Below are 15,292 nucleotides of genomic sequence, written 5' to 3'. Positions count from 1 at the left end.
TACCATCGCAATTCGCTTTCGCCTAGTGGAATGACGCGCCAGAGACCTGAAATCCGGTGGTTTTTGCGGCACAAGACTTCTCCAATTGCCGCCGCCGCGCGGGCGGACGAAGCCGTCTCCGTCAATTGACGTAGGCGGATGGCGACAAATGGCGTGGCAAATCAGCTTCAAAGTGAGAAGAAGGAGGACACTTTTGAAACAGATCGCCCGACCAGGAGAGGGTCCATGCACATCCGCGATGCCGTAGCCGAAGACGTTCCCGCCATACTGGCGCTTTACAATCACGCGGTGCGCTCCACGACGGCGGCCTGGACCAACGCCGAGGAAACGCTGGATGACCGGCTGACCTGGTTCGAGGGCCGCAAGAGCAAGGGGCTGCCGGTGATCGTGGCCGTGGATGGGCGGAACCAGGTGGCCGGATTTGCCAGCTACGGCCCGTTCCGGGCAAAGGAAGGTTACCGGTTCACGGCCGAACACACCGTCTATGTCGACCCGGAAAGACACAGGCAGGGAATCGGGCGCATCCTGATGGTGCGGCTCATCGACATCGCGAAATCCGGCGGCATGCACGTGCTTGTCGGCGGCGTTGACGCCGACAACGGCGCCTCGATCGCCTTGCATGAATCGCTCGGCTTTGAAATATCGGGACGCCTGCCCCAGACCGGCACGAAATTCGGGCGCTGGCTGGATCTGGTATTCATGACCCTGGTGCTGAACGCGGGGCGGTCCGCCCCCGCTCCGGTGTCCTGAAACCGGGCTTGCCGGCAAGCCCGGTCCTGTTTAAGCGTGATGCGGGGCCCCGCAAGGGACCCTGCTTCCCTTGGTGTCAGGCGGCGGCCTCGTGGCCACAGCAGGAGGAGCAGATCGCGGAAATGTGCCGATGGTCCGTGCCGCAGCAGCCGCCGACGACGCGCACCCAGGGCATGGCGTCCAGAATGGCGGCATAACGCTGTGCCAGGTCGTGCGGGTCGCCGCTGTCCAGCTCTTCCGCGGCATCCAGTTCCTCGTGGCTCATCCGCGAGGCGTTCGCGCGGATGCCGCAGATGCGCTTGACCCATTCACCGCCCTGTTCGAGAACTTCGGCGAAGTGTGTCGGATGCGCGCAATTGATCATGAAATAGGCCACCGACCCGCCGGTTGCCGCATCCACGGCCCGGATGGCATCGCCGAGGTCGTCACCGGACGGCAAGCGGCCGTCGGTCTCGACCGTAAACGATATGACGCTGGCAATGCCGCTGTCGCGCGCCGCAAGGGCAACGCCCGTTGCTTCGGGAACATTCGTCATGGTGATTGCCGAAACCATGTCCGCACCGCTCTCGGCGAAGACCGCAATTTGCCGGGCATGGTAGGCGCGGGCCTCTTCAACGCTCATGGCCGCGCCGGCAACATAGCCGTCGCCGCGCGGCCCGATGCAGCCGCTGATCACAAACGGGCTCTGCGGGGTCCGATATTCCTGCGCCAGGGCCTGAAGCGACTCGATGGCCTCCCTGTTGGCGGCATCAAGGGCGGTCGCCGAATAGCCGAGCTGGCCGGCCCAATCGGGATTGGCACGCCATGTCGGGCTTTCCAGCACAAATCCGGAGCCGCTCCGGACAGCCAGATCGATATAGGGACGGAAGTAGTCCTGCAGTTTGGCCCGGCCCGCGGCCGTTCTCAGAAGGGTAAAGGCGGCAAAAAGCGGCAAATCCTCGCCTTCAAGAAAAATCAGGCTGGTTTCCAGGCCGCCATCGGTCAGGAACAGTTTCGATGACTGATGCGGAAGTGTTTCAACAAGAGTGCTCATTCGTGACATCCAACTTGGCTCGATATGGTTCGTTCAGATCGGGGATGGGGGATCCGTCAATCTCGCCATGAATGTCGTGGATGGCCGGCTTTCGATCTAGAAGTCCTATGGGCAAGTCGAAAAGAAATGAAAATAGGTTATGAATCACAATGCTTTGGCCGTGGCACTGTTGTTTTTGACAGGACAATGGCATCTATTTGAGGGGAAAAACTGTACCAATGGTACAGTCGAAACGGCCTTAGGATCGGGGACCGAGGAATGAGCAAGGCGACCGGCGCCCGGCAGAGGATCATCGCAGCGGCCAGAAACTCCATCCTGGAAAAGGGGTTCGGAGCAACCTCCATCGACGAACTCATCGCCGAGGCGGAAATCACCAAGAGCGGCTTTTTTTACCATTTCAAGGACAAGGGAGAACTGGCCCGGGTGCTCCTGGAGGAATATATCGAAGAGGAAGAGGTTCTGTTCGATCAGATCTTCGACCAGGGAAAGGACCTTGCCGACGATCCGCTGCAGGCTTTTCTCATCAGCCTGAAGCTGCTTGCGCGCATGGTGGAAGATCTGCCGACCGGCCATCCCGGCTGCCTGATCGCGACCTATTGTTATCAGGAACGACTGTTCGACCGGGAGGTGCGCGACCTGAACCGGAAAGCTGTTCTTGCCTGGCGGGCCCGGTTCCGCGCGACGCTGGACGAAATCGCCGAGCGGTATCCGCCGAAGGAGGAAATCGACCTGGATGCCCTTGCCGACATGGTGTCGACGGTTCTGGAAGGCGGCATCGTCATGTCGAAGGCGCTTGCCAAGCCGCGCGTCCTGTCCGAGCAGGTGTTGCTGTTCCGCAATTTGCTGAAGGCGATGTTCCTGCCGGAAGCACAATTGTCCCGGCCCGCCGCCAGCGCCTGATACCAGCGCCTGATACCGGAGCCTGATACCAGCGCCTGATACCGGGCCTAGCGCCCTCGACAGGGCGCTCCGGTTCAGTTCGCGGTCAAAACGCTGCGGCAGTCCTTCGGCAGCGCGGCCAGAGCCATCGGGCGCTTCTTGACCACCTTGGGCTTCTCGCCCTTTTTCGGCGGGTTCTTCGGCACCCAGGGCTCGTCCGAAAGCCAGTAGGTCAGGTGCTGGCCGCAGCCGTCGCCGGGCGGCGGCGGGTTCTGGTCCTTGCAGCCGGCGCTGCCGGCCGGGCAGGACAGCCGGACATGGAAGTGGTAGTGGTGCCCCCACCACGGCCTGATCTTGCGCAACCAGGCGCGGTCCCGGCTTTTTTCAAAATCGCAAAGGGCCTTCTTGATCGTCGGGTTGACGAAGATGCGGGCGACACGCTTGTCGGACGCGGCCCGCCGGATCAGCCGTGCATGGGTGTCCGTCCATTTTTTCGGGTCGACGCGGCGGTCGGCGTTCTTGACGTCCAGGGGACCGATCAGCATCGAGATTGCGGAGATTTCTTCCCGCTCTTCCCGGCTCAGGCGATCCTTCGGCATTTCCCTGAGCCAGATATCGGCGTCGAGGCCGATCTGGTGGCTGGCATGGCCGGACAGCATCGGCCCGCCGCGCGGCTGTGCGAGATCGCCGACGAGGAGACCGTTCCAGCCAACCTTTGGCGCGTCCCTGGCAAGATCCTGCAAGTAGTCGATCAGTTCCGGGTGGCCCCAGTTGCGGTTCCGCGACAGCCGTATCGCCTGCCAGGTGGGGCCATCCGGTGGCAGCGAGGCACCTCCGGCCAGGCAGCCCTTGGCGTAGGATCCTATGGCGCGCGCCTTCAGCGGCGCCGGACCGTCGGTGTTGCCGAAATAGTCCTTGGCCGGCTGGTCGTTGTACAGCACGAGCTTGGGCCTGCTGGCGACGTACCCTTCCGGGACCGCGCGCTTTTTCGCCGGGATGGGCGTCCCCGCGACGATCCGCAGGCTCGGCGTGAAGGCGGCGTCCGCCACGCCGCCCGGCTTGGGGGCGGGAACGGGCACAGCGGCGCCCGCCGTGGCCGTGAACAGGAAGGTGGCCAGGATAGCCAGCACGGCAGCCGGCTGCGTCCGGTTTGCCGGTGCCTTGCGCCATGCACTCGTCTTGCCTGTTGTCACAATGGCACCTCGTGCGCCGGTCGGATCTGGCCGCCGCCGGGGCGATCCGTGCTGCCGTTCAGTGTTGCCGGGGCCAACTGGTCTTCAGGCAGCATGCACCAATTCGGCCGGGTCTGCACCCGTTTCCGGCGCGTTTACATGGTCTGTCAACATATCAGCGAGCTCGTCCAGAAAGACGGTGTTGTCCCGGATCACCCGGTCGGCCGCACCGTTGAGGGCGATGATGTTGCCGGGACGGGCGTTGTCCATGTCCTCGGCTTCGGACGGCAGCTCCGCCTCGAGACGGTAATAGCTGACCTTCGGCAACTCGGCGAACAGATGCGCCGCCTGGTAGGCAGCTGTCTGCGACTGGCCGTCGGCGAAGATCGACAGGATCGGCACGCCCTTGGACGGCTGCATCCAGCCGAGCGCACCCCAGCCGATGGCATCCTGGTAGGCGAAGCTGCGTTCCTTTGCCCGCCCGGTGCCGAGCGACAGGATGACGATCTCGTCCTCGTCCCAGCCGAGCTTGCGGGCTTCCAGATAGGCAGCGATCGCCGGGTCCTTCATGAAGACGCCGCCATCGACCATGGCCTCCTCGCTGTGCCGGCTGAGGTTTTCGATCCGGGCGGGTTCGAAATAGGACGGCGCCGCGGTCGTGGCGCGCACGGCCTGCCAGAAATAGTAGTCGTCCGGACGGCCGCCGTTTTCTTCCAGCCCGTTGGTCATGAAGACCGCCTTGCGGCGCTCGATGTCATAGGCCGTCAGCACCAGCTTGGTCAGGCCGCTCGCCATTGAGGTCCAGCCGAACCGTTCCTTCAGCAGTTTTTCAAGCGGGCGGGCGTCATAGGTTTCGTCGAACAGGCCGAGTGGATTGGTGACCGCGCGCGCAAGCCGTGCCGTGATCGAGGACTTGAAGATGTCGCGGCTTTCCCGCTCGTAGAAACTCCTGAGCTCGGCAATCGTCGCGGCGGCTTCGCCGGCGGTGCCGCCGGGGCGCGGAGCACCGAGGCCGGCGGCGATCAGACCGCCCGTGGAGGTGCCGGCCATCAGGTCGAAGATCTGGTGGAACGGCGCCGCGACGCCGCGCTGGCTGAGCCGGCTTTCCAGCGTCTCAAGGATGCGCACCGGAATAAGGCCGCGCACGCCGCCGCCGTCAATGGAAAGAATGAAACGTTTTGTCTGGGCCATGTTGTGTCCCCGCAATGATCGAAACGAAAGGGCCAACGTCTTCCCGCTCCGGCAGGACACGCTCTTGAACTCCATTCTAAATGTTTGTCATCAAATGCGTCACTGCAATGGCAAAACGAACCAGAGCCGCCCATTTTTCGGAATTCGCGCGCATTCGGTTAATGCGACGTAGCAAGGTCACGTCGATCTGATGGTTCAATTTGTCCGGGAAAGGCTCTAGGATCAGCGCGTTTTCACTTCCCAACAGGACTTTCCATGAATATCGATCTGCTTCGCCGTCTTTGCGAAACCCCTGGAGTGCCGGGCCACGAACACCGTGTCCGCGACCTGATCCAGGCGGAAATCAAGGGCCTGTTCGACGAGGTCACCATCGACCCGATGGGCTCGCTTCTGTGCCGCCGCGACAGCCGCAAGGCATCCAGGAAGGCTGCCCCGAAGAAGGTGATGCTGCTCTGCCACATGGACGAGATCGGCTTCCTGGTCTCGCATGTCACCGACAAGGGATTTGCCCATGTCCAGCCGGTCGGCGGTTTCGACGCGCGCAACCTCTTCTCCCGCCGTGTGCTGGTCTCCACCGACGAGGGCGATTTCAAGGGCGTGATGAACCCGGGCGGCAAGCCGATCCACATCTCCTCTCCCGAAGAGCGCAAGAAAATTCCGGAGCCGAAGGACTTTGTCGTCGATCTGGGCCTCGGCGAAAAGACCAGGGATGTCGTCAAGGTCGGCGACATGGTCACCATGGACGAACCGCTGATCGAGATCGGCGACAAGATCGTTTCCAAGGCGCTCGACAACCGCATTGCCTGCTGGCTCGGCATCGAGGCGATCAAGGGCCTCGGCAAGGCCAAGCATGACTGCGAGATCCATGTCGCCTTCACCTGCCAGGAGGAAGTCGGCCTGCGCGGCGCGCGCACGGCGGCCTTTGCCATCAAGCCGGACATCGGCTTCGGGGTGGACACCACGCTGTCCTGCGACACGCCGGGCGTTCCCGAACAGGACCGCACCACGGTCCAGGGCGAAGGCTTCGGTCTCCATGTCAAGGATTCCAGCTTTATTGCCGACCGCGCGCTGGTGAGCGAAATCGAGGCGATCGCGGAAAAGAACAAGATCCCGTTCCAGCGCACCATGCTGGCCGCCGGTGGCCAGGACGGCGCCGCCGCCCAGCAGGCTGCTGCCGGAGCGAAGGCTGTCGGCATCGTCGTCGGCACGCGCTATATCCACACGGTCACGGAGATGATCCACAAGACCGACCTCCAGGCCGCGCTCGACATTCTGGTGGCGTATCTGAAGAAGGCCTGAGGCGGGTAAATCGGGGCGGGGCGTTGTTACGCCCTGCCAATTACACCGACTTCGTCATGCCATGGCTCGACCCACTGCTGTCCGGTTAAGCAGGAGCCTCTGTATGCAAACAGGTTTCGCCGCTTGTACCAGTCTCCCCCCTGGAGGGGGAGATGTCTCCGGAAGGAGACAGAGGGGGGGCTCAACCTCTCAGCATACAAGGCCTTTTCCGAATACGAGGAACCGCTGCGCCCCCCTCTGTCCGGTTCCCGGACATCTCCCCCTCCAGGGGGGAGAGGGGTGCAAGTGGTAAGGCACTGAGTGTCCCGGACTAGGAGAAGCGTAAATATCGACAATGAATCAATGACCTGTTGTAACTGAGCCGAGTTAAACCGGACAGCAGTGGGTCAGGCCCTGCAATGACGGAGTGAAATTTGATGTTTGACCAGGCTCAGGCTGTCAGCCCGAGGAAATTGGACACCTGTTCGCCGGTGCCGGCGTAAAGCTCGCTGACGGAGGCGCTCTGGCTGCTGAAGGAGCCGTAGCCGAACTCGCCCTCGATGGAGGATGCGCTGGCGGAGCGGACCGAGAGGCCGGTCTCGCTGTCGTAAGACACGCGTTCGAAGGAGACGAATTGCGCGGACAGGGTTTCGCCGCCGATCTCCGCCTCGATGGTGGTCGTCGAAATGGTCGCGCTTTCGTAATTGACGCTTGCCGACGGGCCTTCCTCTTCGCCGAGTGCCGCTTTCAGCTTGCCGGCGGTTTTCTGGTAGTCTTCGACCGTCGCAAGGCTGTCATCCTTGTCGTCTTCGTCCTTGCCCTTGCCTTTTTCGACGGCTTCCTGAAGCGCGGAAATCACGACCGCGTCTTCCTCGGCCTTCTTGCTGGCCGCTTCCAGAACACTGACGGCGGGCGCCTTGTCATGGCCGTTGCGCTGGCCGATCTCGTGGCCGTAGGCGTGGCCCTTGGGATCTGCCTTGTTGCCTTCCGAACCGCCGGCTGAAAACGAGGCCGAGTAAAGGCTCGTGCTCTGGGTGGTGGTTTCGATGGAGATCTGCATGGCTCGGGTCCCGGCTTGTCCGGTCCTTCTGGACCGGCGCACGTTTCTCAAGCTTCCTGCAAAACCCTTAACAGGCCATTAACCAAGACCCTGACCTGAAGGCCTGTCCGCCGCGGACCTGAAGGCCTTTTCCAGGAACCGGCCACCCAGCACCATGCCGCGCTCGTCGATGGAATGGCCGAGGTTGGACAGCAGATGCAGGTCCGCGGTCACTCCGGCATCGGACAGGGCGGTGCGGGCCGCTTCCGCATAGTAGGCAGGCACCACGTCGTCTTCGTTGCCATGGACGATCAGCACGGGGCTTTCCGTGTTGATGCGGGCGAGGCGGTCCGCGCCCGGCAGCAGGCCGGAATAGCCGATCAACGCGGCGGGGGCGACGCTGCGGCGCAGGCCGCATTGAAAGGTCATCATGGCGCCCTGGCTGAAACCGACAAGCGCCAGCGCGTGTTCGTCCAGCCCGAGGGCAGCCAGCTCCTCATCCAGGAACCGGTCGAGTACTGGTTGTGCAGCCTCGGCACCAATGCGGAATTCGGCCGGAGACCTGTCCACGAGCGGAAACCATTGCCGCCCGCCCAAAGCTTCGAAGGGCAGGAATTCCGGCGCGTCCGGGGCGATGAAGGCGGCATCGGGCATCTGGCCCTGCCAGGCACGGCCGAGGTCGATCAGGTCGGCACCGTCCGCCCCGTAGCCGTGCAGGATCACGACCAGTTGTCGGGCGGCTCCGCCCGAAGCGGGAGCAAGTCGGGGACCGTCCAGGCGATCACGGGAAGAGGAACCGGTCATGTCACTCCGCTGGCGATTTCTGGTTGTCGGAGCCCGGGGCAGGTTTCGCCTCCCGCCGGATGAACGGCAGCGCGATGACAAGCGATGCCAGGATCAGGAGCCCCGCGAGCGCAAACGGCGCACCCGGAAACGAGACCACGGCGTCCGGTCCGGAATAAGCGGCAAAGATCTGGGTCATGACAAACGGACTGACCACCATGGAAAGACCGGCAGCGCTGGAAATCATGCCCTGTAGTTCCCCTTGCGCGTTGTCGGGCACACGGTTCGACATCAGCCCGGTAAAGGCCGGTGTCGCCAGCGCGCCGAGGGAGGCAAAGCAGATCAGGGAATAGGCCATCCAACCGCTGTCCGCGATTGCGAGACCGGCAAAGGCAATCAGGTTGGCGACAAGCCCGGCGAGAAGCGTCCGGCCCGGTCCGAGCTTCGGTTCAAGCACCCGGATGAGAAAGCCCTGCACGAACGCGAAACCGATGCCGACAAAGGCAAGCGACATGCCGATGTCGCCGGGTGTCCAGCCGAAGACCTCTTCGGAATAGTAGCTCCAGACGGCCGGATAGACATAGTGCGCGATGTCGAACAGGAACACCGCCAGAAGCAGTGTCCGGACGGCGGGCAGGGCCGAAAGCTGTTTCAAGGCGCCCAGTGGGTTGGCTCGTTTCCAGTCGAAATCGCGCCGGTTTTCCGGATCGAGGGTTTCCGGAAGGACAAACCAGCCGAACAGGAAATTGACGAATGACAGGGCGGCGGCGGCATAGAACGGCGCGCGCGGCCCGAATTCTCCCAGAAACCCGCCGATCATCGGGCCGAGCACGAAGCCGACACCGAAACCGGCGCCGATCAGGCCGAAATTCTTGGCCCGGTCCTTCTTTGAGGAGACGTCCGCGATAAAGGCCGAGGCCGCCGAGAAGGTTGCGCCGGCCACGCCCGACAGCGTGCGGCCGACAAAAAGCACCGCCAGGTTCCACGACAGGGCCATGAGCAGGTAGTCGACGGCCAGGGTGAACATGGACACCAGCAAGACGGGGCGCCGTCCGAAGCGGTCGGACAGGTTGCCGAGTGTCGGCCCGAACACGAATTGCATCAGCGCATAGACGACGCTGAGGGCGCCACCCCAGCGGGCGGCGTCGCTGACCGGAAGCGCGGTCAGTTCCGTCAGCAGGGACGGCATCACCGGCATCATCAGGCCGATTCCCATGGAGTTCAGGGTCAGCGTGACCAGGATGAACCCGAGCGCGCTGCGCTTGGACGGACCGGACTGCAAGAACACCCCCGAGGTCGTTATGGACCCGGGCCGTGAGAGGGCCCGGTTCTCCTGGCCGAACTACTCGGCGGCGACAAGAGCAGGCGGTTGCCAGTGGCCTTTTTCGATGTCCGCGATCTGCTTGTCGATCTGGCCGATGACAAAGCGCGAGAACGGGCCGAGATGGACATAGAGCGCCAGCATCATCATCACCGGCTTGATCGCGCCGAAATTCGTGAAGGCGGTCTTGATCAGGGTCTTCCAGAAAGGCCGGCGATAGGTGGTCTCCTGGAAGGTCATGGCAAACATGAGACGGCCGAACATCTTGATGTCATGAAAGAAACCGGCGCCGAAGATCGACCCGTTGGCACCGCTCATGTCGAGCATCGAGGCCACCTTCTGCACCCGGGCGAAATACGCCTCCGGGCCATAGACCCGGTCGATGACCGTCTTGAAGTCCTCGAGGATCCGTTCGCGCGGACGCACCGTGGAGAAGTTCAGGCCCGCGGTGCACTGGTCGCCATGTTCGGTGTCCGGGTCATCGGTTGCGAAATCGGCATGAAGCCGGCCTTCCTTGGCAAGGCGCCGGGTCAGCTGGGTGTTCGGCAGAGCGTAGAGCAGCCCGGTCATGGCGACCGGAATGGCGGCCTCCTCGATCAGCGCGGAAATCTCGTCGGCGACCTTGTCGCTTTCCTCGTCGAAGCCGACGATGAACCCGGCCAGCACAAAAATACCAGCGTCGTAGATCTTGTGCACGCTCTTGGCGATGTCGCGCCGGGTGTTCTGCTTCTTCCGGGTGGCGACCAGAACCTCCGGATCCGGGCTTTCGATGCCGATGAAGACAGAGAAATAGCCCGAGTCCTGCATCATCTTGAGCAGGGCCTCGTCATCGGCGAGGTTGAGCGAGGCCTCGGTGGACATTTCAAACGGATATTTGCGCGCCTTCTGCCATTTGGCGAGCTCCGGCAGAAAGCCCTTCACGGCCCTCTTGTTGCCGATCAGGTTGTCGTCGACGAAATCCACATGGCCCCGGTATCCGAGCTCGTACAGCCGGTCGAGTTCCGCAAGCATCTGGTCGTTGGTCTTGGTGCGCGGCACACGGCCGTAGAGCTCGATGATGTCGCAGAATTCACATGTGAACGGGCAGCCGCGCGAATACTGAACGCCAACCTGGACGTAATCGTCGAATTTCAGTAGATCGAAGCGCGGGATCGGGCTGGAGGTGACATCGGCCTTGAATTTCTCCGCCGTGAAGCGGCCCTTCCGCTCGCCGTTGTTCCAGGCTTCCACAAAGGTGTCGAGAATGCCTTCGGCCTCGCCGAGAACCAGGAAATCCGCGGCTTCGTAGACTTCCGGAGACGACGTGGCATCGGGACCGCCGACCGCGACAGGAATGCCCTTTTCCTGGGCGCGCCGGATCACCGTGATGCAGTCGGCCTGCTGAGGCAGCATGCCGCCGGTCATGATCATGTCCGACCAGGCAAGGTCCTCTTCCGTCAGCTCACCGGTGTTCCGGTCGATCAGCCGGACATTCCATGTTTCGGGCAGCATGGCGGCAACGGTGATCAGACCGAGCGGCGGTGCGGGATACTTGGCGCCGACCAGTTCGCAGGTCGCGCCGTAATTCCAGAAAGACCCGGCGTTGAAACGCGGATACACCAACAAAACATTGCATTGCGACATGCACGATCCCTTCAGATGGACATATGTCCCCGATGGCGACAACGTACCAACTTTCCGCCATGGCACAACCGCCGAAACGCGTTGGCGCAAGATTGACGCGTGCGACTGCGCGTGGAGTGCCGTCACCTAGCCGGGCTTGCGCACGTGGAAGACGAGCCCGTGAACTTCCTTGCCGAGTTCATGGCGCAGCACAACGGGTTTCTCTTCGGCATAGGTCAGCCCCGCCGCCTCGGCGCAGGCCTTGAGATAGGCCGGCGTATGCGCGTAGCGCCCGGTGTGATCGACCCGGTAGTCGGGACCGGATTGGTCGGCCAGATGTTCGACGCTGGCAATTTGCACGCCGCCCGGTTTCAGGGCCCCGTGAAGCGCTGTCATGAACGGTTGCAGGTCGCCGATGTAACAGAGCGTGTCGACGCAGACCGCCAGGTCGAACCGTGTCGGCAGCTTGGAGTTCAGAAATTCGACCAGTTCCCCTTCCACGAGGTAATCGTAGACGTTCAGTCCGGCGGCCTTTTGCAGCATTCCCGGAGACAGGTCGATCCCGGTGAGCGTCTTGCAATGCATGCGGATCAGGGGGCCGCACAGTCCCGTGCCGCAGCCGAGGTCGACCACATCCGCGAACGGTTCCGGTCGCCCCTCCGCAAGCACCGTGACTTCCTTGGCGACCAGTTCCGGAGCGCAATAGCCGAGGTTCTTCAGCACCTCGTCGAAACTTTCGGAGAAGTTGTCGAAATGGGTCTTGACGTAGTCTTCGGGGGCCTGGTCCATGTCGTCGCCGCGCGCGGCGGCCAGCTGGTAGCGGGCAATGGCATTGTCCGGATCCGCCTCGAGCAGGCGTTCCAGATGCTCGATCGCACGATCCTCACGGCCAAGGGCGCACAGCACCCGCGCGTGCCAGATCGGGTCTGACCAGATGTCGGCGCCGAACGCCAGGCAGCGTTCCAGCGCATCGGCGGCCTCGGTCCTGTGGCCTGCCAGCATCAGGGACAGGCCATAATTGTGCCAGGCATTGGGGTTGTCCGGGTCGAGGCGGACGATTTCGGCAAGGATCGGCAGGAGGTCGTCATTGTTGGTGGCGCCTTCCAGCATCACGTTGATGTTGCTCCAGGCCTCGTCGTGTCGCGGTTCGATTTCGACCGCGCGCACATAGGCCTCCAGTGCCTCGTCCGGTTTGTCGGAAAGCTTCAGGATGTTGCCGAGATTGTTGTAGGCCGCCGCGTTCCGTGCGTTCTGTTCCAGTGATTTGCGGATCAGGACAACGGCATTGTCCGCCTTGCCTGCATCGAAATGCAACAGACCCAGAAAATGGAGGCCGTCCGCGTGATCGGGATCGGCGGTGAGAACGTCCTTGTAGGCGGCCAGTGCGGCCTCGAGGTCGCCGTCGCGGTGCGCGGTGATCCCTTCCTGCAGCCTTGCATCAATCTGCATGCGCATCCCCCAGAAAAATGAACAATAAAAAAGGGCGGTCAAACCGCCCTTGTTGCCGGAAAGACTGCAGCTGAGCTTACAGGACTTTCAGGTCTTCAGCCACCATCCGGCCGCGGCGCCACTCAAGATCGAAAGCCACGAGCTGGCCTTCCTTCAAGGTGTCGATGCCCGACCGGCGCAGGGCCGCGATGTCGACGAGGATGTCCTCGCCGTCCTGGGGTTCGATAGTGCCGATACCTCGGCCCTTGTCGTACCATTTTACGTTTCCATGCAACATGGAGTCTTCTTTCCAATTCTTTTGCATCAAGGCATGTGACCGGCACATCTAGCCGCCTTTTTCAACGCCTTGATGACAGTGTTTTTGATAAACCTAAAGTACTCGCCGGACCCCGGTCGGAATAAAACACGCGGTGCGCAGTCAAAGTGGACTGCGTCACGTCTGGGTGCAGATCCTGAAGGGTAGGAGCCCGAATGCCCGGCCATGTGGCGCGGGCTTTTTCACAGTGTCTCTTAGTATGGTAATGAATTTGTTAATTTCAAGACCTGTGTCAGCGGTTCAGGCGTCCGTGAATGACATAATTGAGGATATCGACCACTTGCTCCGAGGTTTCAGCGACTGCAAGTGCAGCTGCGTCAACTTCCTTGAGCGGGTGGGTCAGGGACGGATCGTGCAGCACGACCAGCGATTTCCCAAGCGCGGAGGCATAGCCGGCGTCGAAGGCGGCGTTCCACTGCTTGTACTTGTCGCCGAAACGGACGACGACGATGTCGGCTTTCTCGATCTGGCTGCGGGTCCGGATCGCGTTCACCTTGGCGCCCTTGTGGTCGTACCAGAACTTCTTGTCCTCGCCGCCCAGGATGGCCGCGCCGCAATCGTCGCTGGCGTCATGGTCCGTCACGGGTGCGGAAAAGGACACCGGCAGGTCCAGCGCCTTTGCGCCTTCCATGATCCGTTCGCGCCAGTCGGTATGAATTTCGCCGGATAAATAAACGCGCCAGGTGTCCATGCGCTCCTCCCATCAAGTTTCTGAATCTTGTAACGAATTGCATTTCGCTCTGGTCCGAAGCTGGTGTCTTCGGACCAAGCCGTCAAGCCCCCGCCCGGATGCGGCCAAGTGTGGTCTGGACAATCTACATCAAAACCGGGAGGGTGTGGCCGCGTCCCGCGCAGGAGCTGCGCGGCTCCATTATTCGGGTTCCTGCCGCGCAGACCGTGCGCGGATCTATTGCGTAAAGGAGAACATTCATGTCTGCATTGCTGATTGGTGACGAGGCGCCGGATTTCGAGGTCGACACCACCGACGGACCGCTCCGTTTTCACGACGCCATTGACGGCTCCTGGGCGGTGCTGTTTTCGCACCCCAAGGACTTCACGCCGGTCTGCACCACCGAGCTGGGCATGACCGCAAAGCTTAAGGACAAGTTCGACGCCCGCGGAGTGAAGGTGTTCGGCGTATCGGTCGATCCGATCGAGGATCACCGCGCCTGGGTCGGCGACATTGAGGACACGCAGGGGGTTGCGCTCAACTTCCCGCTGATCGCGGACCCGGCGCGCAAGGTCGCGACCGCCTACGGCATGATCCATCCCAACGCCAGCGACACGCTGACCGTGCGGTCGCTGTTCGTGATCGGCCCGGACAAGAAGATCAAGCTGAAGATCGAATACCCCGCTTCCACGGGCCGCAATTTCGACGAGGTCATCCGCGTGATCGACAGCCTGCAGCTGACGGCCAACCACAAGGTGGCAACGCCCGCCAACTGGGTGTCCGGCGAGGACGTCATCATTGTTCCGGCCGTTTCCGACGAAGAGGCCAAGGAAAAATTCCCGGAGGGCTGGAAGACGCTGAAGCCTTACCTGCGGGTCGTGCCGCAGCCGAAATAGGCTTGCCCGCAAGGAGAACGGCGCTGCAAGGCCGCGCCGTTCTCAACCAAATGCTTCATTCCGTTTCGCGCAAGGCTTTCAGGGCAACCCTGTAGTCCGGATAACGGAACGTGTACCCCAGCTCCTCCTTGACCCTCCTGTTCGAGACCCGCTTGTTCTCGCCATAGAACGAGCGTGCCATAGGCGAGAGGTCGGCGGTTTCGAACGGGATTTCCGGCGGGGCCTCCACGCCGAGCAGTTCGGCGGCACAGGCGACCACGTCCTGGGGCGGGGCCGGTTCGTCGTCGGTAACGTTGAAGATCCGGGTCGAGGGTTTCGCCATCGCCGCCGCCAGCGCACCGGCAATGTCGGCGACATGGATGCGGTTGAACACCTGACCCGGCTTGACCAGCCGCCGGGCTGTGCCTTTTCTGAAATTTTCAAACGCGTTGCGGCCCGGGCCGTAGATGCCGGACAGGCGGAAGATCTGCACAGGAAGGTCGTTCTCGGCGGCAAAATCCAGCCAGGCCTGCTCGGCGGCGACCCGCTGAACCGAGCGTTTGGACACCGGCTTGCAGGGCGTGTCCTCGTCGACCCAGGCTCCGTCGTAATTGCCATAGACGCCAACGGTCGAAAGGTATCCGATCCAGTCCGGCCGCCCTGCGGCAATATCTTCCGCATGCTGGTTGAGTACGGGATCGCCGGCCTCGTTCGGCGCTATCGACACCAGAACGTGGGTCGCGGAGGCCAGCGCGTCGGCAATGCCGTCGCCCTTGCGCTCGCCGTCGAAGAGGAACGGCTCGACACCCGTCTCCTTCAGGGCCTGCGCCTTTTCAGGGGAGCGGGTGGTGCCGCCAATCCACTCGAAGCGGTCCCGTGCTTCCCCGATGAAGGCCTTTGACGAAAACCCGACGCCGAATACGAACAGTCTCAC

15 protein-coding genes are annotated in these 15,292 nt (G+C 62.4%); 4 read left to right on the top strand and 11 right to left on the bottom strand.

All coding sequences use genetic code 11. The annotated features are described in order from the left end of the window. Window positions 1–225 precede the first annotated feature (225 nt). A complete protein-coding gene (locus O6760_RS02530) occupies window positions 226–750 on the top strand; it encodes a GNAT family N-acetyltransferase (RefSeq protein ID WP_269583917.1) in 525 nt (174 codons plus the stop codon). Between the two features lie 76 nt (window positions 751–826). On the opposite strand, the gene O6760_RS02525 is transcribed toward O6760_RS02530, so the two are convergent. Next, complete coding sequence (locus O6760_RS02525; RefSeq protein ID WP_269583916.1) at window positions 827–1,783, bottom strand: homocysteine S-methyltransferase family protein; 957 nt, start codon at window positions 1,781–1,783, stop codon at window positions 827–829. A 258-nt stretch (window positions 1,784–2,041) separates the two neighbouring features. Between O6760_RS02525 and O6760_RS02520 the strand changes: the two genes are divergently transcribed. Next, window positions 2,042–2,683: a TetR/AcrR family transcriptional regulator gene (locus O6760_RS02520; RefSeq protein WP_269583915.1), complete on the top strand. Its 642-nt coding sequence runs from the start codon at window positions 2,042–2,044 to the stop codon at window positions 2,681–2,683. 74 nt (window positions 2,684–2,757) lie between these two features. Here O6760_RS02520 and mepA read toward each other — a convergent pair whose 3' ends face one another. After that, window positions 2,758–3,855 (bottom strand): penicillin-insensitive murein endopeptidase, encoded by a 1,098-nt coding sequence (gene mepA, locus O6760_RS02515; protein WP_442969847.1) that lies wholly within the window; start codon window positions 3,853–3,855, stop codon window positions 2,758–2,760. An 84-nt stretch (window positions 3,856–3,939) separates the two neighbouring features. After that, a complete protein-coding gene (locus O6760_RS02510; RefSeq protein WP_269583914.1) occupies window positions 3,940–5,025 on the bottom strand; it encodes a patatin-like phospholipase family protein in 1,086 nt (361 codons plus the stop codon). Between the two features lie 255 nt (window positions 5,026–5,280). Between O6760_RS02510 and O6760_RS02505 the strand changes: the two genes are divergently transcribed. Continuing rightward, complete coding sequence (locus tag O6760_RS02505) at window positions 5,281–6,324, top strand: M42 family metallopeptidase (RefSeq protein ID WP_269583913.1); 1,044 nt, start codon at window positions 5,281–5,283, stop codon at window positions 6,322–6,324. Between the two features lie 430 nt (window positions 6,325–6,754). On the opposite strand, the gene O6760_RS02500 is transcribed toward O6760_RS02505, so the two are convergent. The 7 genes from O6760_RS02500 to O6760_RS02470 all read right to left on the bottom strand — a co-directional run bounded on the left by O6760_RS02500 (window position 6,755) and on the right by O6760_RS02470 (window position 13,504). Further along, complete coding sequence (locus tag O6760_RS02500) at window positions 6,755–7,363, bottom strand: hypothetical protein (RefSeq protein ID WP_269583912.1); 609 nt, start codon at window positions 7,361–7,363, stop codon at window positions 6,755–6,757. 78 nt (window positions 7,364–7,441) lie between these two features. Then, a complete protein-coding gene (locus O6760_RS02495) occupies window positions 7,442–8,146 on the bottom strand; it encodes an alpha/beta hydrolase (RefSeq protein WP_269583911.1) in 705 nt (234 codons plus the stop codon). 1 nt (window position 8,147) lies between these two features. Then, window positions 8,148–9,407, bottom strand: coding sequence for a TCR/Tet family MFS transporter (locus O6760_RS02490; RefSeq protein ID WP_269583910.1), 1,260 nt, complete (start codon window positions 9,405–9,407; stop codon window positions 8,148–8,150). A gap of 60 nt (window positions 9,408–9,467) precedes the next feature. Continuing rightward, complete coding sequence (locus O6760_RS02485) at window positions 9,468–11,069, bottom strand: B12-binding domain-containing radical SAM protein (RefSeq protein ID WP_269583909.1); 1,602 nt, start codon at window positions 11,067–11,069, stop codon at window positions 9,468–9,470. A 126-nt stretch (window positions 11,070–11,195) separates the two neighbouring features. Next, the gene (locus tag O6760_RS02480; protein WP_269583908.1) at window positions 11,196–12,497 is read right to left on the bottom strand and encodes a tetratricopeptide repeat protein; all 1,302 of its coding nucleotides are present in this window, start codon (window positions 12,495–12,497) and stop codon (window positions 11,196–11,198) included. 76 nt (window positions 12,498–12,573) lie between these two features. After that, entirely contained in the window at window positions 12,574–12,774 is a 201-nt protein-coding gene (locus O6760_RS02475) for a cold-shock protein (RefSeq protein ID WP_269583907.1), read from the bottom strand. 271 nt (window positions 12,775–13,045) lie between these two features. Further along, entirely contained in the window at window positions 13,046–13,504 is a 459-nt protein-coding gene (locus O6760_RS02470) for a YtoQ family protein (protein WP_269583906.1), read from the bottom strand. Window positions 13,505–13,743: 239 nt separating this feature from the next. Here O6760_RS02470 and O6760_RS02465 point away from each other — a divergent pair, with 239 nt between their 5' ends. Beyond that, entirely contained in the window at window positions 13,744–14,379 is a 636-nt protein-coding gene (locus tag O6760_RS02465; RefSeq protein ID WP_269583905.1) for a peroxiredoxin, read from the top strand. 55 nt (window positions 14,380–14,434) lie between these two features. Here O6760_RS02465 and O6760_RS02460 read toward each other — a convergent pair whose 3' ends face one another. Then, a complete protein-coding gene (locus tag O6760_RS02460) occupies window positions 14,435–15,292 on the bottom strand; it encodes an SDR family oxidoreductase (protein WP_269583904.1) in 858 nt (285 codons plus the stop codon).

Source organism: Roseibium sp. Sym1 (assembly GCF_027359675.1).
Classification (GTDB): Bacteria; Pseudomonadota; Alphaproteobacteria; order Rhizobiales; family Stappiaceae; genus Roseibium.
This window is presented reverse-complemented; position numbering and strand designations above follow the sequence as displayed.